This window comes from Agrobacterium sp. SUL3 (assembly GCF_001263295.1).
Classification (GTDB): Bacteria; Pseudomonadota; Alphaproteobacteria; order Rhizobiales; family Rhizobiaceae; genus Agrobacterium; species Agrobacterium tomkonis.
Map to the genome: position 1 here is coordinate 91,961 of NZ_KQ414505.1, position 25,330 is coordinate 117,290.

The 25,330-nt window shown below is 60.3% G+C and carries 22 protein-coding genes; 20 read left to right on the forward strand and 2 right to left on the reverse strand.

Annotation, left to right across the window (positions count from 1 at the left end; all coding sequences use genetic code 11):
• Nucleotide 1: 1 nt before the first annotated feature.
• From AKG12_RS14880 to AKG12_RS14905, 6 genes are all read left to right on the forward strand, one after another.
• Nucleotides 2-316: an NIPSNAP family protein gene (locus AKG12_RS14880; RefSeq protein WP_046799972.1), complete on the forward strand. Its 315-nt coding sequence runs from the start codon at nucleotides 2-4 to the stop codon at nucleotides 314-316.
• Between the two features lie 57 nt (nucleotides 317-373).
• Nucleotides 374-1,384 (forward strand): ABC transporter substrate-binding protein, encoded by a 1,011-nt coding sequence (locus AKG12_RS14885; RefSeq protein WP_046799971.1) that lies wholly within the window; start codon nucleotides 374-376, stop codon nucleotides 1,382-1,384.
• Nucleotides 1,385-1,492: 108 nt separating this feature from the next.
• The gene (locus AKG12_RS14890; RefSeq protein WP_046800038.1) at nucleotides 1,493-2,320 is read left to right on the forward strand and encodes an ABC transporter permease; all 828 of its coding nucleotides are present in this window, start codon (nucleotides 1,493-1,495) and stop codon (nucleotides 2,318-2,320) included.
• A gap of 1 nt (nucleotide 2,321) precedes the next feature.
• Nucleotides 2,322-3,122 carry an ABC transporter permease gene (locus AKG12_RS14895; RefSeq protein ID WP_052819411.1) on the forward strand — a complete coding sequence of 267 codons (801 nt, stop codon included), beginning with the start codon at nucleotides 2,322-2,324 and terminating at the stop codon, nucleotides 3,120-3,122.
• A complete protein-coding gene (locus tag AKG12_RS14900) occupies nucleotides 3,119-4,201 on the forward strand; it encodes an ABC transporter ATP-binding protein (protein ID WP_052819412.1) in 1,083 nt (360 codons plus the stop codon). The genes AKG12_RS14895 and AKG12_RS14900 overlap by 4 nt, the downstream gene beginning before the upstream one ends.
• 11 nt (nucleotides 4,202-4,212) lie before the next feature.
• A complete protein-coding gene (locus tag AKG12_RS14905) occupies nucleotides 4,213-5,667 on the forward strand; it encodes an NAD-dependent succinate-semialdehyde dehydrogenase (RefSeq protein ID WP_052819413.1) in 1,455 nt (484 codons plus the stop codon).
• A gap of 18 nt (nucleotides 5,668-5,685) precedes the next feature.
• Here the strand turns inward: AKG12_RS14905 and AKG12_RS14910 are convergent, their stop codons facing one another.
• Nucleotides 5,686-6,300, reverse strand: a complete 615-nt coding sequence (locus AKG12_RS14910; RefSeq protein ID WP_046799967.1) for a TetR/AcrR family transcriptional regulator — start codon at nucleotides 6,298-6,300, stop codon at nucleotides 5,686-5,688.
• Nucleotides 6,301-6,594: 294 nt separating this feature from the next.
• Between AKG12_RS14910 and AKG12_RS14915 the strand changes: the two genes are divergently transcribed.
• From AKG12_RS14915 to AKG12_RS14930, 4 genes are all read left to right on the forward strand, one after another.
• Entirely contained in the window at nucleotides 6,595-7,671 is a 1,077-nt protein-coding gene (locus AKG12_RS14915; protein ID WP_052819414.1) for an efflux RND transporter periplasmic adaptor subunit, read from the forward strand.
• A complete protein-coding gene (locus AKG12_RS14920; protein WP_052819415.1) occupies nucleotides 7,671-8,756 on the forward strand; it encodes an efflux RND transporter periplasmic adaptor subunit in 1,086 nt (361 codons plus the stop codon). Before AKG12_RS14915 ends, AKG12_RS14920 begins: the two co-directional genes overlap by 1 nt.
• On the forward strand, nucleotides 8,753-11,824 hold the full coding sequence (locus tag AKG12_RS14925; protein WP_052819416.1) for an efflux RND transporter permease subunit: 3,072 nt from the start codon (nucleotides 8,753-8,755) through the stop codon (nucleotides 11,822-11,824). The genes AKG12_RS14920 and AKG12_RS14925 overlap by 4 nt, the downstream gene beginning before the upstream one ends.
• Before the next feature lie 163 nt (nucleotides 11,825-11,987).
• Nucleotides 11,988-12,704 (forward strand): FadR/GntR family transcriptional regulator, encoded by a 717-nt coding sequence (locus AKG12_RS14930; RefSeq protein WP_052819417.1) that lies wholly within the window; start codon nucleotides 11,988-11,990, stop codon nucleotides 12,702-12,704.
• Here AKG12_RS14930 and AKG12_RS14935 read toward each other — a convergent pair.
• Complete coding sequence (locus AKG12_RS14935) at nucleotides 12,673-14,100, reverse strand: aspartate ammonia-lyase (protein WP_285277743.1); 1,428 nt, start codon at nucleotides 14,098-14,100, stop codon at nucleotides 12,673-12,675. The genes AKG12_RS14930 and AKG12_RS14935 overlap by 32 nt on opposite strands.
• A gap of 269 nt (nucleotides 14,101-14,369) precedes the next feature.
• Between AKG12_RS14935 and AKG12_RS14940 the strand changes: the two genes are divergently transcribed.
• The 10 genes from AKG12_RS14940 to AKG12_RS14975 all read left to right on the forward strand — a co-directional run bounded on the left by AKG12_RS14940 (nucleotide 14,370) and on the right by AKG12_RS14975 (nucleotide 25,313).
• On the forward strand, nucleotides 14,370-15,830 hold the full coding sequence (locus AKG12_RS14940; RefSeq protein WP_052819419.1) for an amino acid permease: 1,461 nt from the start codon (nucleotides 14,370-14,372) through the stop codon (nucleotides 15,828-15,830).
• Nucleotides 15,827-16,780, forward strand: coding sequence for an asparaginase (locus AKG12_RS14945; protein ID WP_052819420.1), 954 nt, complete (start codon nucleotides 15,827-15,829; stop codon nucleotides 16,778-16,780). The genes AKG12_RS14940 and AKG12_RS14945 overlap by 4 nt, the downstream gene beginning before the upstream one ends.
• 149 nt (nucleotides 16,781-16,929) lie before the next feature.
• The gene (locus tag AKG12_RS30255; RefSeq protein WP_156316058.1) at nucleotides 16,930-17,085 is read left to right on the forward strand and encodes a hypothetical protein; all 156 of its coding nucleotides are present in this window, start codon (nucleotides 16,930-16,932) and stop codon (nucleotides 17,083-17,085) included.
• A 12-nt stretch (nucleotides 17,086-17,097) separates the two neighbouring features.
• Nucleotides 17,098-17,187, forward strand: coding sequence for a K(+)-transporting ATPase subunit F (gene kdpF, locus AKG12_RS14950; RefSeq protein ID WP_035226808.1), 90 nt, complete (start codon nucleotides 17,098-17,100; stop codon nucleotides 17,185-17,187).
• A gap of 33 nt (nucleotides 17,188-17,220) precedes the next feature.
• Nucleotides 17,221-18,924 (forward strand): potassium-transporting ATPase subunit KdpA, encoded by a 1,704-nt coding sequence (gene kdpA, locus AKG12_RS14955; protein ID WP_052819421.1) that lies wholly within the window; start codon nucleotides 17,221-17,223, stop codon nucleotides 18,922-18,924.
• A gap of 9 nt (nucleotides 18,925-18,933) precedes the next feature.
• Nucleotides 18,934-19,098: a hypothetical protein gene (locus AKG12_RS30740; RefSeq protein ID WP_197283326.1), complete on the forward strand. Its 165-nt coding sequence runs from the start codon at nucleotides 18,934-18,936 to the stop codon at nucleotides 19,096-19,098.
• Between the two features lie 44 nt (nucleotides 19,099-19,142).
• On the forward strand, nucleotides 19,143-21,227 hold the full coding sequence (kdpB, locus tag AKG12_RS14960) for a potassium-transporting ATPase subunit KdpB (RefSeq protein ID WP_052819422.1): 2,085 nt from the start codon (nucleotides 19,143-19,145) through the stop codon (nucleotides 21,225-21,227).
• A gap of 11 nt (nucleotides 21,228-21,238) precedes the next feature.
• Nucleotides 21,239-21,805 (forward strand): potassium-transporting ATPase subunit KdpC, encoded by a 567-nt coding sequence (gene kdpC, locus AKG12_RS14965; protein WP_052819423.1) that lies wholly within the window; start codon nucleotides 21,239-21,241, stop codon nucleotides 21,803-21,805.
• A gap of 55 nt (nucleotides 21,806-21,860) precedes the next feature.
• Nucleotides 21,861-24,563, forward strand: coding sequence for a DUF4118 domain-containing protein (locus tag AKG12_RS14970; RefSeq protein WP_052819424.1), 2,703 nt, complete (start codon nucleotides 21,861-21,863; stop codon nucleotides 24,561-24,563).
• A 60-nt stretch (nucleotides 24,564-24,623) separates the two neighbouring features.
• The gene (locus AKG12_RS14975; protein WP_046799955.1) at nucleotides 24,624-25,313 is read left to right on the forward strand and encodes a response regulator transcription factor; all 690 of its coding nucleotides are present in this window, start codon (nucleotides 24,624-24,626) and stop codon (nucleotides 25,311-25,313) included.
• Nucleotides 25,314-25,330: the final 17 nt, after the last annotated feature.

Genomic DNA, 25,330 nt, shown 5'->3' on the forward strand with positions numbered 1-25,330 from the left:
GATGTTTTACGAGATACGAACCTACAGGCTGAAGAACGGCGCCATTCCGGCCTATCTCAAGGTCGTGGAGGAAGAGGGCATCGAAATTCAGAAAAGCCACCTCGGCGAACTGGTGGGTTACTTCTTTTCGGAGATCGGCCCAATCAACGAGATCGTCCATATTTGGGCATTTTCCAGTCTGGATGACCGCGAGGAGCGGCGCGCAAAGCTGATGGCCGATCCGCGCTGGTTATCGTTTCTGCCTAAAATCCGTGACCTCATTGAAGTCGCCGAAAACAAGATAATGAAGCCGGCGCGGTTTTCACCACTGAGGTGAAAGCTGCCGGCTGTGACGTGCATGCCAACGACAAGCTCTAAAACGGAGTAAGGGAACATGAGATCGAAACTGGTATTGACGACATGCGCAGCACTTTTCGCCCTCGGCACAGCCGCACAGGCGAATGATCTGGTCTTTTCCAGCTGGGGAGGAACCACGCAGGACGCCCAGAAGGCGGCCTGGGCCGAAAAATTCATGGTGTCGAGCGGCATCAATGTGCTTCAGGATGGCCCGACCGACTATGGCAAGCTGAAGGCCATGGTCGAGGCAAACGGCGTGACATGGGATGTGGTCGATGTCGAAGGCGACTATGCCGCACAGGCCGGACCGAAAGGTCTGCTGGAGAAGCTCGACTTTTCCGTCATCGACAAGACCAAACTCGATCCGCGTTTCGTAACGGATTATTCCGTCGGCAGCTTTTACTACTCCTTCGTCATCGGCTGCAATGTCGATGCCGTTGCCGCCTGCCCCAAAAGCTGGGCCGATCTGTTCGACACGGCAAAGTTTCCCGGCAAGCGCACCTTCTACAAATGGTCCGCACCGGGCGTGATCGAAGCTGCCCTTCTGGCCGACGGTGTGGCCGCCGACAAGCTTTATCCGCTCGACCTCGACCGCGCTTTCAAGAAACTTGATACGATCAAATCCGATATCATCTGGTGGTCGGGCGGCGCACAGTCGCAGCAGCTGATAGCATCGGCGGAAGCGCCCTTTGGCAGCGTCTGGAACGGCCGCATGACGGCGCTTGAGAAAAGCGGCGTGAAGGTGGCGACCTCCTGGGAGCAGAACATCACCGCAGCGGATTCCCTCGTCGTGCCCAAGGGAACGAAGAACAGGGATGCGGCTATGAAGTTCATCGCACTCGCCACCTCTGCGCAGGCGCAGGCGGATATGGCGACCGCGACGGGTTACGCCCCTGTTAATATCGAATCCGCCAAGCTGATGGATCCGGAAACGGCGAAAACCCTGCCGGACCAGCAAACCGCAAGCCAGGTCGACGCCGATATGAGCTACTGGGCACAGCATCGCGATGAAATCGGCGAGCGCTGGTACGCCTGGCAGGCGAAATAAGATAACGGCGCGGGCAGCGAAAACACCCGCGCAATTTTCCACGTCCGGGGAGGTTTGGGCATGGTCTCGCTAACCGATGACACAGTCAGCACGAAAGCAAGGGCGCGAATGCCCTTCCGGCCCGGCAATTTTGCCGCTACCCTGCCGGCGCTGGTTCTGCTTGTCCTGTTCTTCGTCGTTCCGGTTCTGATCCTCTTGTCGCGCAGCGTTACCGAACCCGTCTTCGGCTTTGGCAACTATGCGGCACTGCTGGGCAGCTCCACCTATCTGAAGATTTTCTTCAATACCTTCGTGGTATCGGCGCTGGTAACGGTGGTGTCGCTGGTGATCGGCTTTCCCGTTGCCTGGGCGCTTGCCATCATGCCGGCGCGGCTTGCCTCCATCGTTTTCGCTATTCTGTTGCTCTCGATGTGGACCAATCTGCTGGCGCGCACCTATGCCTGGATGGTGCTGTTGCAGCGCACGGGTGTGGTGAACAAGACGCTGATGGGCCTTGGCATCATCGATCAGCCTTTGCCGCTGGTCAACAATCTCACCGGGGTCACCATCGGCATGACCTATATCATGCTGCCCTTCATCATCATTCCGCTCTATGGCGTCATCCGCAAGATCGACCCGGCCATTCTGCAGGCCGCGGCGCTGTGTGGGGCAACGCGTTTGCAGGCGCTAATCCGCATTCTTATTCCGCTTGCCGCGCCGGGCATGATCTCCGGCGCGCTGATGGTCTTCGTCATGTCGCTCGGTTACTTCGTCACTCCCGCGCTGCTCGGCGGTACGGCGAACATGATGCTGGCCGAACTCATCGCGCAATTCGTGCAGTCGCTCGTCAACTGGGGCATGGGCGGGGCTGCCGCGCTGGTGCTTCTGGTGGTGACGCTCACTCTCTACGCCGTGCAGCTCAAATTCTTCGGCGCGGCCGGGGCAGGGGGGCGCTGACATGCTTTTGAACTATAACAGCCTCGGCCTCTGGAAATGGCTGCTTCTGCTCATCACCGTGCTAACCTCGGCATTTCTGATCCTCCCGATCATCTTTATCGCCGCTTTGTCCTTCGGTTCGTCGCAATGGCTGATTTTTCCGCCGCCCGGCTGGACGCTGAAATGGTATGCGGATTTCTTCGCTGACCCTAGATGGCTGGATGCCGCCTGGACGAGCCTGCGCATCGCGCTGATGGTAACCGTTCTGTCCGTGCTCATCGGTCTTGTCGCCTCCTTCGGGCTGGTGCGTGGCCGTTTCATCGGGCGCGGCACTCTGCGCGCGCTATTCATGACGCCGATGATTCTGCCCGTCGTGGTGCTGGCGGTGGCGCTTTACGCCTTTTTCCTGAAATTCGGTCTTGCCGGCACCACCACCGGTTTCGTCATCGCCCATCTTGTCGTGGCGCTGCCCTTCTCCATTCTGGCGCTGACCGGTGCGCTTGAGGGCTTCGACAAGTCGATCGAGGATGCAGCGGTGCTGTGCGGCGCAACTCCGCTGCAGGCAAAAATTCGCATCACGCTGCCCGCCATCAGCCACGGCCTGTTTTCGGCGGCGATCTTCTCCTTCCTCACCTCCTGGGATGAGGTGGTGCTGGCAATCTTCATGGCAAGCCCGACATTGCAGACGCTGCCGGTTAAAATCTGGGCGACGCTGCGTCAGGATCTGACGCCTGTCATCGCCGCCGCCTCCACGCTTCTCATTGCGGTGACCATCATTCTCATGCTGCTTGTCGCGGCTGTGCGAAAAGGACTGAAAACATGACCAAACCGCTCCTGCAAATTCGCGGTATCCGCAAGCAATACGGACCGGTCGTCGCCGTTCAGGATGTCAATCTCGACGTGCAGCCGGGCGAGTTCATGACATTTCTCGGGCCGTCCGGCTCGGGCAAGAGCACGACGCTTTATATCCTTGCCGGTTTCGAACAGCCGACCGCGGGCGATATTCTGCTGAACGGTGAAAGCCTGCTGTCGACCCCGTCGCACAAGCGCAACATCGGCATGGTCTTCCAGCGCTACACCCTGTTTCCGCATCTGTCGGTCGGGGAAAACATCGCCTTTCCGCTGAAGGTTCGCCGCAAGAGCAAGGCGGAAATCGATGCGAAGGTGAAGGAGATGCTGCGGCTGGTACGCCTCGAAGGTTTCGAGGACAGGAAGCCCGCGCAAATGTCGGGCGGCCAGCAGCAGCGCGTGGCTCTTGCGCGGGCACTAGCCTATGATCCGCCGGTACTTCTGATGGACGAGCCGCTGTCGGCGCTCGACAAGAAGCTGCGCGAAGAAATCCAGTTCGAGATCCGCCGCATCCACCAGCAGACGGAAGTGACGATCCTTTATGTCACCCACGATCAGGAAGAGGCCTTGCGCCTTTCCGACCGGATCGCCGTGTTTTCGAAAGGGGTGATAGACCAGATCGGCACGGGGCCGGAGCTTTATGCCCATCCTGCCACCCGCTTCGTGGCCGAATTCATCGGCGACAGCGATTTTATCGCCTGCGATCTCCTTGCCGCATCGGGTGGCAAGGCGACGGTGTCGCTGGGCCGGGATATCGTCTTCGATCATATTCCGATGCATGGCGAGGCCGCGTCAGGCAAGAAGGCGGCGCTGATGCTGCGCCCCGAGCGCCTGCAGCTCAGCCGCAACCGGCCGGGTTCCTCCACAGGTTTTCAGGCAACGGTCAGCGACATCACCTTCCTTGGCAACAACGTCCACGTGGTTGCCCATACCGGTTCGGGTGAACCGCTTGCCGTGCGGCTGCCCTTTGGCCACGACGCGATTTCCGGTCTCAACCGAGGCGATCTCGTGCATCTTGCCTTCGATCCGGCGTCGGCTCAGGTTTTCTGTTGAAGGATCGGCTCATGCATCTGAATGATCCCACACTCCTGGGTGAAAAAGTGCCCGTGGCCGGCCGCTGGATCGGCTGCGATGGCCGTCAAACGGCGACGATCCGCAACCCCGCGACGGGGGAGGTCGTCGGCCAGATTCCTGAACTCGGGGCAACGGAAACACAGGAAGCAATCGCTGCCGCCGTGATTGCCCAGAAGGCATGGGCGCGCCGCACGGCTGGTGAGCGTGCGACCATCCTGAAGGCGTGGCACCGGCTGGTCATGGAAAACCGTGACGATCTCGGCGTGATCCTGACGCTGGAACAGGGAAAGCCACTCACTGAGGCCAAAGGTGAAATTGCCTATGGTGCAAGCTTCATCGAATGGTTCGCGGAAGAGGCACGCCGTATCAATGGCGAGACCGTGCCCGGCCATCAGCCGGATAAGCGCATTCTGGTTCTGCGCCAGCCGGTCGGCGTGGTCGCGGCCATCACGCCGTGGAATTTTCCCAATGCCATGATTACCCGTAAAGTCGGTCCGGCCTTGGCCGCGGGTTGCGCGGTGGTGCTGAAACCCGCGCCGCAGACGCCTTTTTCAGCGATCGCTCTTGCCATCCTCGCCCAGCGCGCGGGCCTGCCGCTCGAACTTTTCAGTATCTTGACAGGACCTGCCGCGGAAATCGGCGGCGTGATGACGGCAAGTCCGGATATCCGCCTTCTGACCTTCACCGGCTCGACGCGCACGGGAGAGCATCTCTACCGGCAATGCGCGCCGACGATCAAGAAGCTGGGTCTGGAACTCGGCGGCAATGCGCCCTTCATCGTTTTCGACGATGCGGATCTCGATGCAGCCGTGGAAGGGGCACTGATCGCCAAGTTTCGCAACAATGGCCAGACCTGCGTCTGCGCCAACCGACTTTATGTGCAGGGCGGCGTGTATGACGCCTTCGCTGAAAAATTCGCGCGGGCCGTCGCGCAGTTGAACGTTGGCAACGGGCTGGACGAGGCAAGCATTCTCGGTCCACTTATCGATGGCAACGCCGTTGCCAAGGTGGAAGCACATATTGCCGATGCGCTTTCGAAAGGCGCCGAGATCGCCACAGGCGGTAAAAAACACGTGTTGGGCGGCAATTTTTTCGAGCCGACGATCCTGCGTAACGTCGATGCCAGCATGCAGGTGGCGCGGGAGGAAACCTTCGGGCCGCTTGCCCCGCTCTTCCGTTTCGAGGATGAAGCGGATGTGATCGCGCAGGCTAACAATACCGATTTCGGCCTTGCCTCCTATTTTTATGCGCGTGATCTCTCGCGAGTCTTCCGGGTTGCCGAGGCGCTGGAATACGGCATGGTTGGCGTCAATACGGGGGCGATTTCCACGGCCGAGGCGCCGTTCGGCGGGGTCAAGATGTCGGGGCTCGGGCGGGAAGGGTCTCGCCATGGCATCGAAGAATATACCGAACTCAAATATGTCTGCATTGGTGGCATCGGCTGAAAGCAGGATGACGGGGGGTTACGCCAGCAGTCCGCGCATGAGCAGGTCGAGATGAACTTTCAGAACGGCCTGCCTGTCCAGACTGCGCCGATCGTCGAAAATCAGCCGGAAAACCAACGTCCCGACCATGGGTGACATGACGACCTTGGCGAGTTCGGGCGGATTGGCCCTGAACCTTTTTTTCGCCACGCCCTCATCGAGGATCATATTGATGCGCCCCAGCACCGGCGCCATCAGGACATCATGGTGGTGGTCGATGAGATCAGGGAACTTCGCGCCCTCCGCAACGACGAAGCGGAACAGTTCCCGCATCCGCCTGTCATCGACAAGGTTTTCGAACAGGAATTCGAGCAGCAGGCGAAGCTCCTCGACGGGATCGTCGGAGGTACGGGCATAGGCTTTGAAAGCCTCCTGAAAAGGCTTGCCGACATGCTCGATCATTGCCGCAAAAAGGGCTTCCTTGGTTTCGAAATAGACGTAGACCGTCCCCTTCGTCACCCCCACCCGGTCGGCAATGTCTTCGACCCGCGTTGCCGTAAACCCCCTTTTGGTGAATTCCTCAAATGCGGCATCGAGAATTTGCAACGGACGTTGTATCTTCTGTTCTGCACGTGTCAGTTTTGTTTTCGTCATGACCCCGGCTCCTCAGGTATTTTCGGCGCGTGCCCTTCTATCCGTCGTGAGCGGCGGACGTAATAGGTGGCCTGCCTATCGCACCGGCACGAAAACCGGAATCGATTTTTGCAGGTGGTGCGTGGTTCATTCTGTCAGCCTATTCCCGGTGTCTCCCAAGAACGCTCCGGGCAAATCTTCGATCACCATCCGGGATTCCGGCGTCGAACGGTTTCCGGATCGGCGGCATAAGAATTTCATTGACTATTCAGTCAGTCAAATATTATAGGATGGGGCAAAGATCAAGAGGTCACCATGAAAACCATTCTTATCGCGCTTGCGGTTGGCGGTGTTTTTGCCCTGTCGTCCTGCAGCAATGAAGAGCGGCCGGCCGAAAAGCCGCTGCGGACCGTCGACGTGGTCGCGGCGGTGAAAAAGCCGGTCGATCGTGGCAGCGTCATCACCGGTGAAGTGAGGGCAAGGGTTCAGACGGACCTGTCCTTCCGGGTCAGCGGCAAGATCACCGAGCGGCTGGTGGATGTGGGAGCGCGGGTGACGACCGGGCAATTGCTCGCCCGCATCGATCCCGAAGAGCAGAAGGCCGACATTGATGTGGCGCTTGCCAACCTGCAATCGGCCGAAGCGCAGCAGACGCAGGCGCAACTGACGTTCGACCGTCAGCAGAGCCTCTTTAAAACACAGGTGACCTCGCGCTCTGCTGTCGACAAGGCCCAGGAAACCCTGCTCACCACGCAGGGCGCGGTGAGATCGGCGCAGGCGCAACTCGATACGGCCCGCGATGCGCTTTCCTATACCGAACTCAGAGCCGATGCGGATGGCGTGATCACGGCGCGTAATGTCGAGGTTGGCCAGGTGGCGCAGGCCGCTCAACTCGTCTTCACGCTGGCGCATGACGGGCCACGCGATGCGGTTTTCGATGTCTACGAATCGCTGTTCCTCGAGCGCGATATCGACAATCTCGTCAATGTCAGCCTCCTGTCGGATCCGTCCCGTACGGTTGCGGCGCCGGTGCGGGAGATTTCCCCGACGATCGATCCGGACAATGGGACGATCAGGGTCAAGGTTGGCCTCAACGGCGATTTGACCATGCCGCTCGGCGCGCCCGTATCCGGCCATTTCCGCTTCAAACAGGTTGATGCCATCGAACTTCCATGGTCGGCGATGACGTCGCAGAACGGTCTTCCCGCCGTCTGGGTTGTCGATCCGCAATCTTCGGAAATCGCCATACGACGGATCGAGGTCGCCGACTACGAGACCGGCCAATTTGTCGTCGCGGACGGGCTCAACCCCGGCGATATCGTCGTCACCGTCGGGACCAAATTTCTGCGGGCCGGTGAAAAGGTCGCCTATGAAAAGGGGCAGGCACAATAATGTTCAGGATAAACAGAAGCTTGTTTTTGCTCACTGCGGCAATCGCGGTCTCGTCCTGCCAGGAAAAGCAGGAAGCCGCAGCGGAGGCACCGCGCCCGGTACTCTCCGTTGTGGTGGAAGAAAAATCTGCCGATGCGCTGCGGCTCACCGGCACGGTGGAGTCGCGCATCCAGACCGATCTCGGTTTTCGCGTTCTCGGCCGGATCATCGCCCGCAACGTCGATGTGGCCGATTTGGTCAAGAAGGGTGATGTGGTTGCTTCGATCGATCCGCTGGCGCTCGAACTGTCGGTGAAAAGCGCGCAGTCCGATCTTTCCAATGCCGAAGCGCAGCTCGCCAATGCGGTGACGACCGAACAGCGCCAGCGCGTGCTGGCCGAGGCCCGCAGCGGCACGGAAGCAGCACTTGAAGAGGCCGAGCAGGCCACCCGCACCGCCAATGCCGCCGTTGCCAAGGCGCGGGCAAATCTGGACAAGGCCGAAGAGCAGCTGGGTTATGCGCAGCTGCGCGCGGAATTTGACGGGGTGGTAACCGCCACTTCGGGCGAAATCGGCCAGGTCGTTTCGGCCGGTCAGACAGTTGTGACTATCGCCCGCCCGGAAGTGCGCGATGTGGTGGTGGATGTTCCGCAATTTGCGGCGCAGCGGCTGGAAATCGGCTCGACCTTCGAGATCGCCCTGCAGCTCGATCCGAAAATCCGCACCACCGGTGTGGTGCGCGAAATCGCGCCTGAGGCTGAAACGGCGACGCGCACGCGCCGCACGAAAATCAGCCTGCAGGATGCGCCCGCTGCCTTCCGGCTGGGCTCCGTCGTCACGGCCTCGGTGCTTGCCGCATCAGAACCGCAGATTGCGCTTCCGGCATCAGCCTTGCTGAAAACAGATAATGGATGGAGCGTCTGGATCGTCAATGCCGATACGGCAACGGTGACGCTGCGCCCGGTTACGATAGCGGGCGAGCCGGTTGACGGCGGCAGCGTGCGCATTACCGGCGGCGTCAAACCCGGCGAGCGTGTTGCCAGCGCCGGCGTTCACAAGCTTAAGGATGGGCAGGCCATCAGGATCGATCAGGAGGTCCGTCAGTGAAGAAATTCAATCTTTCCGACTGGGCGCTCGAACACCGTTCGCTCGTCTGGTACTTCATGCTGGTTTTCGTTCTTGCCGGCGTTTTTTCCTATCTCAACCTCGGCCGTGAGGAAGATCCGAACTTCACCATCAAGACGATGGTGATCAGTGCGCAATGGCCCGGCGCTTCGGCAGAAGACGTGGCCCGGCAGGTGACCGACAGGATCGAGAAGAAACTCGAGGAACTCGATAATCTCGACCATCTGCGCAGCCAGACGGTGGCCGGCCGCACGACGATCTTCGTGGAGCTGGTGCCGGAAACCAAGGCCAGGAACGTTGAACCGACATGGGTGCGGGTGCGCAACATGATCGGCGATATCAAGGGCGAGTTCCCCTCGGGCGTCGTCGGTCCTTTCTTCAATGACCGTTTCGGCGATGTCTATGGCAATATCTACGCTTTCACCAGTGATGGCCTCAGCCAGCGGCAATTGCGCGATCTGGTGGAGGATGCCCGTGCGAAGGTTCTGACCGTCGACAATATCGGCAAGGTGGATGTGATCGGCGCGCAGGACGAGGCGATCTATCTCGAATTTTCGACGCGGCAGATCGCAGCGCTCGGCATCGACCAGCAGTCGATCATCAAGACGCTGCAATCCCAGAACGCCGTTACCCAGTCTGGTTTCGTTAATGCCGGTCCTGAGCGTGTGGCGTTGCGGGTCAGCGGCCAATTCACCTCGGAAGACAGCCTGCGGTCCATCAACCTGCGCGTCAACAATCGGTTCTTCCCGCTGACGGAAGTGGCGACGATCCGGCGCGGTTATGTCGATCCGCCATCTTCGCTGTTCCGTTTTAACGGCCAGCCGGCCATCGGTCTTGCCATTGGCATGAAAACCGGTGCGAACCTCGTGCATTTCGGCGAGGCGCTGGATGCGCAGATGAAGCGCATCGTCGCGGACCTGCCGATCGGTGTTGATCTGCACCGGGTATCCGATCAGCCCGCCGTGGTTGACGAGGCGGTATCGGGCTTTACTTCGGCGCTCTTCGAGGCGATCGCCATCGTTCTCGTCATCAGCTTCATCAGCCTTGGCCTCAGGGCCGGCATGGTGGTTGCCGTCTCCATCCCGCTCGTGCTGGCGATCACCTTCGTTTACATGGAATATACCGGCATTTCGCTGCAACGCATCTCGCTCGGCGCCCTCATCATTGCGCTGGGGCTCCTTGTCGATGACGCGATGATCGCCGTCGAGATGATGGTCGCGCGGCTGGAGGTCGGCGATGATCTCAGAAAAGCGGCGACCTATGTTTATACCTCGACGGCCTTCCCGATGCTGACGGGTACGCTGGTCACCGTCGCCGGCTTCATTCCTGTCGGTCTCAACAACAGCGCGGCGGGTGAGTTCACCTTCACGCTCTTCGTGGTGATTGCGGTTTCGCTGATCGTGTCGTGGATCGTCGCGGTCCTCTTCACGCCGCTGCTCGGCGTGACGATCCTGCCGAAGACGATGAAATCGCATCACGAAAAGAAGGGCCGTTTCGCCTCCGGCTTTTCGTGGCTTCTTGGCCGGGCGCTACGCTGGCGCTGGGTGACGATCATTCTGACCATTGCGCTGTTTGGTCTTTCCGTCGGCGGCATGAGCCTCGTGCAGCAACAGTTCTTCCCGTCATCCGACCGCGTGGAGCTGATTGTCGACTGGAACCTGCCGCAGAACAGCTCGATTGCCGAAACCAACCGGCAGATGGCGCAGTTCGAACAGGAAATGCTGGCGAAAAATACGGATATCGATCACTGGACGACCTATGTCGGCGAAGGCGCGCCGCGTTTCATCCTGTCTTTCGATGTGCAGACGCCTGATGTCACTTTCGGCCAGACGGTCATCGTCACCAAGGGGCTGGATGTGCGTGACAAGGTGCGTGCCGAGTTGCAGGATTACCTGAACCGGACCTTCACCGGCACCGACGCCTTCGTGAAGTTGCTCGATATTGGCCCGCCGGTCGGTAAACCGGTGCAATATCGCTTGAGCGGTCCTGATATCCAGAAGGTTCGTGAGCTTGGACAACAATTGTCGGGCATCGTCGGCGAACACCAGCTGCTGTCCAACATGGTCATGGACTGGAACGAGCCGACGCGTGTGGTCAAGGTTGACGTTTTGCAGGACAAGGCCCGCCAGCTGGGCGTCTCGTCGGAAGACATCGCCAATGCCATGAACAGCATTGTCGAAGGTTCCACAGTTACCCAGGTCAGGGACGACATCTATCTCGTCAATGTGGTGGCGCGGGCGCAGATGTCGGAGCGCGGCTCCATCGAGACATTGCAGAACCTGCAATTGCCGGCGACCAACGGCAAGGCCGTGCCGCTGTCGGCTATCGCCAATTTCCGCTACGAACTGGAACAGCCGACCATCTGGCGCCGTGACAGGATCCCGACGATCACGGTCAAAGCCGCCATTATCGGCCCGACGCAGCCTGCAACGATCGTCGAGCAGCTGAAGCCGAAGATCGAGGCGTTCCAAAAAACACTTCCCGTCGGCTACAAGCTGGAAACGGGTGGTTCGGTGGAATCCAGCGCGGATTCGCAAGCGCCGATCGTTGCCGTAGTTCCGCTGATGCTGTTTGCGATGGCGACCATTCTGATGTTGCAGCTGCAAAGCTTCAGCCGGCTGTTCCTCGTCTTCGCCGTGGCGCCGACCGCATTGATTGGCGTGGTGGTGGCGCTGCTTCTCTCCAATGCGCCGATGGGCTTCGTCGCCATCCTCGGCGTGTTGGCGCTGATCGGCATCCTGATCCGCAACTCGGTCATCCTCGTCGTCCAGATCGAGCATCTGAGAAGCGAGGGCGTCTCGGCTTGGCGCGCGGTGGTCGAGGCGACCGAGCACCGCATGCGGCCGATCATGCTGACGGCGGCGGCGGCAACCCTTGCCCTCATTCCCATATCGCGGGAGATTTTCTGGGGGCCTATGGCTTATGCCATGATGGGCGGCATCGTGGTCGGCACGGCGCTGACGCTGCTTTTCCTGCCGGCGCTTTATGTCGCCTGGTTCCGCATTCCGCGTGAGGATGACGAGCCGGAGGGACAGGACGTGAAGGCGTGATATTGGAAGGAAGCGGCTGCCGCTTCCTTCCTCCGATAAAAATATCCGCCGTCGTTGTTCCATCCGGCCGGATAGTGTTAGGAAGGTCGGCTTAGTCGCGTGAGCGGCAGCCGTCCTTTCATTGCTGGATGGCAGGCATATTGAGGGTGCGGAGGGTTTAAAGATGGGCGGGTTGTCGGATTGGCTTGCGGATGCACAGCCGATCAATCGCAAGAATGCCGCGGAAGCGGTGTTTGAAGATATCCGCTCAGCGATTACCTCGGGGCAGATTGCAGTCGGCACGCGGCTGCCTTCCGAGGCGCATCTGGCACAAAGATATGGCGTTAGCCGGCCGATCATTCGCGAGGCGTTGCGATCTCTCCAGACTTTGGGGCTGACGCAGACCCGCACCGGAAGCGGCACCTATGTGATGACGCCGACGCCGCCTTCCGAGTTGAATTACGGCGCTTATTCCGCCCGCGATCTTATCGAGGCCCGTCCCTTCATCGAGGTCCCGGCCGCCGGATGGGCGGCGCTCAGGCGCACCGATGCCCAGTTGGAAATATTGCTGCACCTCTGTGACAGGATGGAAGTTGAAGAGAGGCCGCACCCCTGGGTGCTGCTGGACGGGCAATTCCACTGTGCCATCGCGGAGGCTTCCGCCAATCGTCTCTTCGCCAAGGTGGTCGCCGATGCCCGCGAGGCTGTGTCCCAACAGTCAGAGATGGTCAATCTGATGGCGGGCCGTCGCGTTGCGTCGAATTACGAGCACCGCCGGATCGTCGAAGCAATCCGGCGGGGTTCAGCACCCGAGGCGCGTGAGGCGATGGAGCTTCACCTTGGGCAGGTGAAGCAGGTGGTGACGACGATCATTGGAGAAGATCGGGTTGGTCAACCGTAAGCGCCGGCAGGTTGGCGAGGTGCCGCGGGCTCAGCGCCTGCTGCAATTGCGCTTCCGTCAGATATCCGCGTTCCAGAACCACCTGCGGCACGGTGCGCCCGCTGGCGAGCGCCTCCTTGGCCACTTCCGTCGCTGCATAATAACCGATCAGCGGATTAAGCGCGGTGGCAAGGCCGATCGATTCTTCCACGCGCTGCGCCATGATGGTCGGGTTGGCGATGATGCCGTCAACGCAGCGTTCCGCCAGTGTCCGGCACGCGGCGCTGAGCTGGCTGATGCTCTGGGAAAGGGCGCGCACGATGATCGGTTCGAAGGCGTTCAGCTGCAGTTGCCCGGCTTCGGCGGCCATGGTGATGGTGATATCGTTGCCGATGACGGCATAGGCCACCTGATTGACGACTTCGGGAATGACCGGATTGATCTTGCCCGGCATGATGCTGGAACCCGCTTGAACCGACGGCAGGGTGATTTCGCCGATGCCGGCGCGCGGACCGGAGGAGAGCAGGCGAAGGTCGTTGCAGGTTTTCGACAGCTTGACGGCCACGCGTTTCAAAACGCCGGACAGATGCACGAATGCGCCGGGGTCCTGTGTCGCTTCAATAAGGTCTACCGCCGTCACCAGCGGCCGTCCGGTCAGCGCTGCCAGATGCTGGCAGGCAAGCGCCGCATAACCGCGCGGCGCATTAAGGCCGGTGCCGATGGCGGTGGCGCCGAGATTGATCTCGTGCAGCAGGGCCGCGGATTCGATCAGGCGGGCCTGATCTTCACCCAGCATCACCACGAAGGTGCGGAATTCCTGGCCGAGCGTCATCGGCACGGCGTCCTGCAATTGTGTGCGCCCGATCTTGATGAAGCCGGCAAATTCCTGCGCCTTGCGGTCAAAAGCGTCCTTCAGCACGCCCATGGAGGCTGCCAGATCGTCGATTGATTCGATCAGGCCGACATTGACCGCCGTCGGATAGGCGTCGTTGGTGGACTGGCTGAGATTGACATGGTCGTTGGGGTGAAGGCGGGCATAATCGCCTTTTTCGTGGCCAAGCAGTTCAAGCGCCCGGTTGGCGATGACCTCGTTGGCATTCATGTTGGTGGAGGTGCCGGCTCCGCCCTGGATTTCATCCACCACGAATTGCTCGTGCAGCGTGCCGGCGCGGATTTCGCGGCAGGCCGCAGCGATCGCCTCCATTCGCTCCGTGTCGAGCAGGCCGAGTTCGTGATTTGCGCGCGCCGCCGCCTCCTTCACATAGGCCAATCCCCTGACGAGATAGGGATTGTGGCCAATGGTTACCCCGGTGATCTGAAAGTTTTCCACGGCGCGTGCGGTGTGCACACCCCAATAGACATCAGCCGGAATTTCCTTCGTCCCGAGCAAATCATGCTCCCTGCGCGTCACACTCACTTTTTCCTCCACTGGCTTTTAAGTGTTGCTATATCTGTAAAGCTGTCTTACAGATTTTTCGACCTTAATCTGGGCTGAGGAGAAGGTCAATCATATCGAATACCCTTGACGAACGGCATTATCTGCCATTATGAGGGGCGAAAATCTGTCATGCAGCTTTACAGAACGCATGAGCATGCTGGCCATGTTTCCAGCATGGACTGTGCCAGTTTCATTTTGATTTCCGGCTTATCGCCGACTAAAGCACTTTATCGGGAGGATAAATATCCATGCATTCTGGGAAAACGGCGCCTGCCGAACGTGAGGTCTTCGTCGAAGAGGAACTCGGTTACCACAAGGCCCTCAAGCCACGTCAGATCCAGATGATCGCCATTGGCGGCGCGATCGGCACCGGCCTGTTTCTTGGCGCCGGCGGCCGGCTGGCGCAGGCGGGTCCGGCGCTGGTTTTCGTTTATGCGCTGTGCGGTTTCTTCGCGTTTCTGGTGCTGCGCGCGCTCGGCGAACTTATCATGCATCGTCCAAGCTCGGGTTCCTTCGTCTCCTACGCCCGCGAGTTCTACGGCGAGAAGATGGCCTTCGCGGCCGGCTGGATGTACTGGCTGAACTGGGCGATGACTTCGGTTGCGGATGTGACCGCCGTTGCCCTCTACATGAATTTCTTCAAGCAATATGTTCCGTGGCTGGCGGGCATCGACCAATGGGTCTTCGCGATGACGGCGCTTCTGGTCGTGCTGGCGATGAACATGCTGTCGGTGAAGGTGTTCGGCGAGCTTGAATTCTGGTTCAGCCTCATCAAGGTGCTGGCGCTTGCGATTTTCCTCGTCGTCGGCATTTATTTCGTCATCTTCGGTACGCCCATTGAAGGCCACGTCACCGGCTTCAGCATTATTACCGATAATGGCGGCTTCTTCCCGAACGGCATTCTTCCGGCCTTCGTCATCATACAGGGCGTGGTCTTCGCTTATGCCTCGATCGAGCTGATCGGCACGGCGGCGGGCGAAACGGAAGACCCGCGCAAGGTCATGCCCCGCGCCATCCGCGCCGTGGTTCTGCGTCTCGTGGTCTTCTACGTCGGGTCGGTGCTGCTGTTCGCGCTGCTTCTGCCCTACACCGCCTATAAGGCCGGCGAGAGCCCCTTCGTCACCTTCTTCGGCTCCATCGGTGTGCAGGGCGCGGATGTGATCATGAACCTCGTCGTTCTGACCGCCGTGCTGTCCTCGCTCAATGCCGGTCTTTATTCCACTGGCCGCATTCTGCACTCCATGGCGGTTTCCGGCTCGGCTCCGGCCGCACTTGCGAAGATGAACAAGGCCGGCGTGCCCTATGGCGGCATCGCAGTGACCGCCGTCGTCACCGTTCTCGGCGTGGCCTTGAACGCCGTCGTTCCCGCTTCCGCCTTCGAAATCGCCCTCAACCTCTCGGCGCTTGGTATCATCTGCGCATGGGCCGTCATCGTGCTCTGCCAGCTGAAGCTCTGGCAGCTTTCGCAGCGCGGCGAACTGGCGCGTCCGGATTTCCGCATGTTCGGCGCACCCTATACCGGCATTCTCACGCTCATCTTCCTGTTCGGCGTGCTGGTGTTGATGGCGTTCGATTATCCCGTCGGCTCCTGGACCATCGCTTCGCTGCTGGTCATCATTCCGGCGTTGGTGGTCGGCTGGTATCTGTTGCGCGACCGTATCCACCGTCTGGCGGCTGAACGTGCGGCCGGCGTGGGGGCGTCGCATTGAGCGGGCAGGGTGAAACTCAACTGGTGGCGGTCATCGCCACCGGTGGCACCATCGCCAGCCGGCGTGGTGCCGATGGGGCCAGTACCCCCAGTCTTTCCGGCGAGGACCTGCTGGCGCTGGTTCCGCAGATCAGCGCCCGGCTGAAGCCGGTCGATCTGATGGCGAAGGATTCTTCCAGCCTGACATTGGCAGACATGCAGCGCATCAGCGATGCGGTAGGCCTGGAACTCAATGACCCCGCGGTGGCGGGCGTCGTGGTTTTGCATGGCACCGACGCCATGGAAGAATCCTCCCTGCTCGTCAATCTGCAGCACAGCCTCACCAAACCGGTGGTCTTCACCGGTGCGCAGTTTACGGCAGACCACCCGAATGCGGACGGACCCGTCAATCTGGCGCAGGCCATAGAAACCGCGCTCGATCCGCAGAACGTCCAAAAGGGCGTGCTTCTTTCCTTCGGCGGTCGCTGTCTGCCGGCCTGGGGGCTGTACAAGCTGAGTGCGGATGCGGCGGACGCCTTCCGCTCGGCGCGACCACTGGTTCAGGCCTCAGCGCCAAACCTTGCCGCGCCCGTCGCCGATATCAGGGTTGATATCGTCGCTATCCATCCCGGCTGTGACGCAACCCATATTGACGCGAGCCTGCAGGCGGGCGCTAGAGGTATCGTGCTCGCCGCGCTCGGCTCCGGTAACGCCAATCCTGATATTGCCGAGGCGGTGAAACGCTGCGCGGAACACGGCGTCCCTGTCGTCGTTTCCAGCCGCGTGCCGGAAGGCCGTCTTGTCGCAAGTTATGGCGGCGGCGGCGGCGGACATGACCTTGTCGCGGCCGGTGCCGTGCATTCTTCCACGCTTCGCCCGGGCCAGGCCCGCATTCTGCTGGCGGCGCTGCTCGCCAGCAGAAGCACCGCGGAAACCATTGTTTCCGCTTTTGGCGAGCCGCTCTCTCACTAAGGGATGGCAGCGGTACCCGCGTCTGCGGGCATCGAAATTCCTATAGGATTCCTATTTTATTCCCTTTGAGGCCGTCTCGAACCTTTATGCGGTTCGGGTGCATTCTTCTGTTCGGGAAGGGATGGTGTTCCCTTCCTGAGCCAGAAAGAATGAAAAGCGACGTCCCACATGGCGGCGCTTTTCTTCCTGTCAGGCTCCTCGTGGAAAAAAGGAGTCCCATCATGATGGACCTTGTTCTGATCGGCGCAGCGACGGTGTTCTTCGCCCTCTGCTTTGCCTATACGCGCGCCTGCGACCGGCTTTAGACGGAGGCTGCGATGATATTCGACTATGTCCTCAGCGGTGCCGTCACCGTCTTTATCGCCGCCTATCTCACCTATGCTCTCATTCGCCCCGAACGCTTCTGATCGGGAAGCGGCGGCTATTGAAAGTCCAATACAATGACCCTCAATGGATGGTTTCAGATTCTGCTGTTTTGCGGGATCATTTTTGCGCTGGTGAAGCCGCTCGGCTTCTATATGGCGCGTGTCTTTAGTGGTGAACGCACCCTGCTTTCGCCGGTTCTTGTGCCTGTCGAGCGCGGCCTTTATGCCCTTGCCGGAACAAGCGAGCGCGAAGAGCAGCACTGGACGACCTATGCGTTTTCCATGCTGCTCTTCAACCTTTTCGGTTTTGTCCTGCTTTATTCGCTGATGCGTTTTCAGGCCGTGCTGCCTTATAATCCGCAGGCAATGCCTGCCGTCGGGCCGGAACTGTCGTTCAACACGGCGGTCAGCTTCGTCACCAATACCAACTGGCAGAATTATGGCGGCGAAAGCACCATGTCTTATCTGACCCAGATGGCTGGTTTAACCGTGCAGAATTTCGTTTCCGGCGCCACGGGCATGGCAATCGCCATCGGTCTCATCCGCGCCTTTTCGCGCGCTTCAGGCAAGGCCATCGGCAATTTCTGGGTGGATATGATCCGCGCGACGCTCTACGTGCTTTTGCCCTTCTGCATCGTACTGACCCTTGTCTATGTGTGGCTCGGCGTGCCGCAGACGCTCGGCGCTTATGTCACGGCACAAACGCTCGAGGGCGCGCAGCAGACGATTGCGGTCGGGCCCGTCGCATCGCAACTGGCGATCAAGATGCTCGGCACCAATGGCGGCGGTTTCTTCAACGCCAATTCGGCGCATCCGTTTGAAAACCCTGATGCCTTCTCCAACATGATCCAGATGGTGTCGATCTTCGCCATCGGTGCGGCCTTCACCAATGTCTTCGGGCGCATGGTGGGCAACCAGCGCCAGGGTTGGGCGATCCTTTCGGCCATGGGCGTTCTGTTCATCGCCGGCGTCGCCGTCACCTATTGGGCGGAAGCGGCCGGAAATCCGCTGATGCACGGCTTTGGTCTCGCGGGCGGCAATATGGAAGGCAAGGAAGTTCGCTTCGGTGTAGCGCTTTCATCGCTGTTTGCGGTTATCACCACAGCCGCGTCCTGCGGCGCGGTCAACGCCATGCATGGCAGCTTCACGGCGCTTGGTGGTTTAGTCCCGCTCATCAACATGCAATTGGGTGAAGTGATCGTTGGCGGTGTCGGCGCGGGTTTCTACGGCATCCTGCTGTTCATCATCATCGCCATCTTCGTGGCGGGTCTGATGGTGGGCCGCACGCCGGAATATCTCGGCAAGAAGATCGAGGCCAAGGAAATGAAGATGGCAGTTCTGGCCATTCTCTGCCTGCCACTCGCCATGCTGGCTTTCACCGCCACGGCCACGGTCCTGCCATCGGCGGTGGCGTCGATCGGCACGGCCGGACCGCACGGTTTCTCCGAAATCCTCTATGCCTACACTTCGGCAGCCGCCAATAACGGCTCGGCTTTCGGCGGTCTGACCGGCAATACCACCTGGTACAACATCACACTTGGTTTCGGCATGCTGATGGGGCGTTTTCTGGTGATCATTCCGGCGCTCGCCATCGCCGGCTCGCTGGTCACCAAGAAGACCGTTCCGGCATCGGCCGGCACCTTCCCAACGGATGGTCCGCTGTTTGTCGGTCTGCTTGTCGGCACGATCCTGATTGTCGGCGGCCTCACCTTCCTGCCTGCACTGGCTCTTGGCCCGGTCGCGGAACATCTGGTGATGGCGGCAGGTCAGGTCTTTTGAGGTGGCGCCATGACCGATGACATACCCCGACACCGACGCAACCTTCCTGTCCGCACTGGTGCTCCCGTCAAAAGGAGCGCCGGTCCCGGCGGCTGGTGCGCCTCCAATCTCATTCTTGCGATGATGGCGGCCCTGTTCGCCGCCGTCGTCGCTCTCGAAGTTCTCACGGGCTGATCGACCCTCATCGGTCGCCCTGTTTCAAACGCTGGAGCCTCTTCATGAGCCAGTCCAAACAAGCGAGCATTCTCGATTCTCGCATTCTCGTTCCGGCCACTGCCGCCGCATTCAAAAAACTCAACCCGCGCACGCTGGCGCGCAACCCGGTCATGTTTGTCGTGGCAACGGTCTCGGTGCTGACGACCGTGCTGTTCATCCGTGATCTCGTCATGGACAGCGGCAATCTCGGCTTTTCTTTCCAGATCAATCTCTGGCTCTGGTTTACCGTGTTGTTCGCCAACTTCGCCGAAGCCGTCGCCGAAGGGCGCGGCAAGGCGCAGGCGGATTCGCTGCGCCGGACCCGCACCGAAACCCAGGCGAAATTGCTGACCGGCGATGACCGCAGCCAGTTTAAAATGGTGGCGGGCACAAGCCTGAAGGTCAACGATGTCGTGCTCGTCGAAGCCGGCGATATCATCCCGTCCGATGGCGAAGTCGTCGAAGGCGTGGCCTCCGTCAATGAGGCGGCGATAACAGGCGAATCCGCCCCCGTCATCCGCGAATCCGGCGGCGACCGCTCGGCTGTCACCGGTGGCACGCAGGTTCTGTCGGACTGGATAAGGGTGCGCATCACCGCTGCTGCCGGTTCCACCTTCCTCGACCGGATGATTTCGCTGGTGGAAGGTGCCGAGCGCCAGAAGACGCCGAATGAAATCGCGCTCAACATCCTGCTTGCGGGCATGACGCTGATCTTCGTTCTTGCCACCGCGACCATTCCAAGCTTCGCCGCCTATGCCGGCGGCTCCATCCCGATCATCGTGCTGGTGGCGCTGTTCGTCACGCTCATCCCCACCACCATCGGCGCTCTTTTGTCCGCCATCGGTATTGCCGGCATGGACAGGCTGGTGCGTTTCAACGTGCTTGCCATGTCCGGCCGCGCCGTCGAAGCGGCTGGTGACGTCGATACGCTGCTGCTGGACAAAACCGGCACGATTACGCTCGGCAACCGGCAGGCGACGGAGTTTCGGCCTATCGCCGGCGTTTCGGAGCAGGAACTTGCCGATGCCGCACAGCTCGCCTCGCTTGCCGATGAGACGCCGGAAGGCCGCTCCATCGTCGTTCTAGCCAAGGAAAAATACGGCATCCGCGCCCGCGACATGCAGAAGCTGCACGCTACCTTCGTGCCTTTCACCGCCCAGACCCGCATGAGCGGCGTGGATTTCGAAGGCGCCTCCATTCGCAAGGGTGCCGTCGATGCCGTTCTGGCTTATGTCGATGGCGGCGTTACGCAACATGGGAACGCGGCGTTGGCCGTCAAAACCGAAACCGATGCCACGCGTGGAATCCGCACGATTGCGGAAGAAATCGCCAAGGCTGGCGGCACGCCGCTTGCCGTGGTGCGGGATGGAAAGCTGCTCGGGGTCGTGCAGCTGAAGGATATCGTCAAGGGCGGCATTCGGGAGCGTTTCGCCGAGCTTCGCCGCATGGGCATCCGCACTGTCATGATCACCGGCGACAATCCGATGACGGCTGCTGCCATTGCGGCGGAAGCAGGCGTCGATGATTTCCTCGCCCAGGCAACGCCTGAAAACAAGCTGGAGCTGATCCGCGAGGAGCAGGCCAAGGGCAAGCTCGTCGCCATGTGCGGCGACGGCACCAATGATGCGCCGGCGCTGGCGCAGGCCGATGTCGGCGTCGCCATGAACACCGGCACGGTTGCGGCCCGCGAGGCGGGCAATATGGTCGATCTCGACAGCGATCCGACCAAGCTCATCGAGATCGTCGAAATCGGCAAGCAGTTGCTGATGACACGCGGCGCATTGACGACATTCTCCATCGCCAACGATATCGCCAAATATTTCGCCATCATCCCGGCGATGTTTCTGGTGCTCTATCCGCAGCTTGGCGTCCTGAACGTCATGGGGCTTTCAACACCGCAGAGCGCGATCCTGTCCGCCATCATCTTCAACGCGTTGATCATCATCGCGCTCATCCCGCTGTCGCTGAAGGGCGTCAAATACCGCCCGATCGGCGCCGGCGCGCTGCTGTCGCGCAATCTGGTCATTTATGGCCTCGGCGGCATCATCGTTCCCTTTATCGGCATCAAGGCCATCGACCTCGCCATCACGGCGCTTGGTCTAGCCTGAGGAGTAAGACAATGTTTAGACAGCTTCGTCCCGCACTGGTGCTGATCCTTGCCACCACCGCCATCACCGGCCTTGCCTATCCGCTGGGCATGACGGGTCTGGCGCAGGCGCTCTTTCCCTTTCAGGCCAATGGCAGCCTGATCGAGAAGAACGGCAGCGTGGTGGGTTCGCAATTGATCGGGCAGGCCTTCACCGGTGAGAAATATTTCCACGGCAGGCCCTCCTCCGCCGGTGACGGATATAATGCCGCCTCGTCTTCCGGCTCCAATCTCGGTCCGACCAGCGCCAAGCTCATCGACCGGGTGAAGCAGGATTATGAGGCCGCGAAAGCCGAAAACCCGGCAGCCGAGGTGCCGGCCGATCTGGTGACGGCATCGGGCAGCGGTCTTGACCCGCATGTCACGCCTGAGGCCGCCTATTTCCAGATACCGCGTGTCGCAAAGGCAAGGGGCATGGATGAAACCTCGTTGCGTGCCATCGTCGAGCGTCATGTCGAGGGACCGGAACTGGGCTTCATGGGCGAACCCGTCGTAAATGTGCTGGCGCTGAACATGGCTCTTGACGCAGCCGGCTCATGAACTGAAATGGCTATGGCTTCTTCGGAAGCCATAGCTTCGACCACTGGTGGGTTAAATGCCTGACGATATCAGCAATATGCCGAGCAGACCGTCGCCCGATGCGCTGCTGGAAAACGCCCGGCGCGAGGCGCGGGGCCGGCTGAAGATTTTTCTAGGCGCAGCCCCCGGCGTCGGCAAGACCTATGAAATGCTGATGTCCGGCCGTGCGAAGCTTGCGGATGGCGTCGACACCATTATCGGCGTCGTGGAAACCCATGGCCGCCGCGAAACCGAAGCTCTGGTCGAAGGGCTGGAGGTGATCGCCCGCAAGCGCATCGATTATCGCGGCCAGATGCTGGATGAGATGGATCTCGATGCGATACTCGCCCGTCGCCCCGCTCTGGTGTTGGTCGATGAGCTTGCCCATACCAATGCCGCCGGCAGCCGCCACCCCAAGCGCTATATGGATGTTCAGGAAATCCTCGCGCAGGGCATCGATGTCTATACGACGCTGAACATCCAGCATGTCGAAAGCCTGAACGATGTGGTGGCACAGATCACCCGCATCCGCGTGCGGGAAACAGTACCTGACAGCATCATCGACAGGGCCGACGACGTCGAAATCATCGATATCACCCCCGACGATCTGCTGAAACGCCTGCAGGATGGCAAAGTCTACATGCCCCGCACTGCGCGGCGCGCCATCGAGAATTACTTTTCCCGCGGCAACCTGACGGCGTTGCGTGAACTGGCGCTGCGACGCACCGCCCAGCGGGTGGACGAGCAATTGCTCAACCACATGCAGTCGCATGCCATTTCCGGACCATGGGCGGCGGGGGACAGGGTTCTGGTATGCCTCGACCATGGCGGCAATGGCCCGGGTCTCGTGCGTTATGCCCGAAGGCAGGCGGATCGCCTGCGCGCGCCCTGGACGGCGCTGCATCTCGATACGCCGCGTTCGCAGCAATTATCGGAGGCGGAGAAGGACCGGCTGGCCGGCACCATGCGGCTTGCCGAGAAGCTGGGTGGCGAGACGGTAACCCTGCCGGCGCTTGATTTGACGCGCGAGATCATCGCCTATGCAAACGCCAATAATTTCACCCATATCATCATTGGCCGCCCTAAAAAGAACTGGTGGCAGCGCCTGTTCCAGCGCTCGCTGACCCATGAACTGATCGACCATGCGGGCGATATCAGCGTCCACGTCATTTCCGGCGACAAGACGGCGGAAAAGCCGGTGCAGACGGTGAAGCAGGCGTCTCCGCGTCGTGGCAATCTGCTCAAGGCTTATCTCAGCAGCACGTTGCTGGTGGCGGTGGCTATCATTGTCGGCATCGGGCTGGACCAGATGCTCGATGTTCGAAATCTGGCGCTGGTCTTCCTGATGGCGGTTCTGGCCGCTGCCGTGCGCGGCGGGCTGGGGCCGGCGCTCTATGCTTCATTGCTTGGCGCCTTCGCCTTCAACTTCTTCTTTCTGGAGCCGCGCTACACGCTGACGGTGAGCGCACCGGACAGCGTCGTGGCGCTGCTGTTTTATTTCGGAGTGGCCTTGGTCGCCTCCAATCTGGCCGTCGCCGTGCAGCGGCAGGCGGCGTCGGCGCGGGCGAGGGCGCGAACCACCGAGGACCTCTATCTGTTTTCAAAAAAACTGGCAGGCACTAGCACACTGGATGATGTGTTGTGGGCAACCGCTTACCAGATGGCTTCGATGCTGAAGGTCCGGGTTGTTCTGCTGCTGCCGGAAAACAATACGATCACCGTCAAGGCGGGTTATCCGCCGGATGATACTTTGGCGGATGCCGATATCGCCGCCGCGCAATGGGCATGGGAGCATAACAGAGCCACGGGCCGCGGCGCGGATACGCTGCCGGGTGCGAAGCGTCTTTATCTGCCATTGCGCACCGGCAGCGGCGCCATCGGCGTGGTGGGGCTGGATGATGACCGGGTTGGCCCGCTTTTGACACCGGAGCAGCAGCGGCTCTTCGATGCGCTGGCCGATCAGGCGGCCCTTGCCGTCGAACGTATCCAGCTTGCCTCGGATGTCGACCGGGCAAGGCTTGCGGCGGAAACCGACCGGCTACGCACTGCTCTCCTCACCTCCATTTCTCATGACTTGAAAACACCACTTGCGGCCATTCTGGGTTCGGCCGGAACGCTAAAGGATTTTGCGGACGACATTCCGCCCGATGCGCGGACTGAGTTACTTTCGACAATCATTGAGGAGTCCGAGCGGCTTAACCGTTTCATCTCCAACCTGCTGGATATGACAAGAATTGGTTCAGGGGCGATGGAGCCAAATTACGGGCTGCATTTCGTCGGCGATATGGTCGGCACGGCGCTTTCGCGCGCGGCGAAAATTGTTGCCCGGCACGAGATCATTCTGGATATTCCATCCGATCTGCCGATGCTGAAGGTCGATCCGGTGCTTTTCGAACAGGTGTTGTTTAATTTGATCGACAACGCGGCTAAATACGCGTCCGAACAGACGGCTATCGAGATCAGGGGGTGGCGGCAGGGCATGCATGTCTTCCTGTCCGTTGCGGACGAGGGGCCGGGCATTCCCCCTGATGATACGGAGCGGGTGTTCGACAGTTTCTACCGGGTGCGCAAGGCGGATCATGTGCAGGCCGGCACGGGTCTCGGGCTATCCATCTGCAAGGGTTTCATCGAGGCCATGGGCGGGTCGATCCGGGCGGAAAACAGGTCGGGTCGCTCAGGCGCGCAATTTACCATAAGCCTGCCAGCTCCTCAAGACGCACCCGTGCTAGATCATGATTAGGGCGCGATTTCAGAAGAGAATCATTCACGTGCTTCGTCGTGTCGCTAAAGGAGATCGGGAATGACCAATTCCGCCGTCCGCATTCTGATCGTCGACGATGAACCGCCGATCCGCAAGCTTTTGCGGGTGGGGCTGTCGACTCAAGGATATGCGGTGAGCGAGGCCATGAATGCGAAGGTGGCGATGGAGCTTGTCGGTGAGGACAAACCCGATCTCGTCGTTCTCGATCTCGGGTTGCCGGATATATCTGGACATGATCTCCTGGCGAAATGGCGTGGCGAAGGGCTGGCGCTGCCGGTGATCATTCTCTCCAGCCGCACGGATGAGGCGGGTATCGTCAAGGCGCTGGAACTAGGAGCGGATGATTACATCGCCAAGCCTTTCGGCATGAACGAGCTTGTCGCCCGCATCCGCGTCGCCCTGCGCCACCGCCTGCAGAGCCAGGGGGAAAGGCCGGTATTTCAAACCGGTGACCTTTCGGTCGATCTTGTCCGGCGCATCGTCAAGGTGGAGGACCGCGAGGTGAAACTCTCGCCCAAGGAATATGATATTCTGCGGGTTCTGGTGCAACATGCGGGCAAGGTGCTGACGCACCGATTTTTGCTTGAGCATGCGTGGGACGAGTTGACCGACGTCCAATATTTGCGGGTCTATGTGCGCCAGCTTCGCCAGAAGATCGAAAAAATTCCGGACCAGCCACGCTATATCCTGACGGAAACCGGTGTCGGTTACCGGCTTCAGGAGGTTTGAGGGCGCCGTTATGGGAC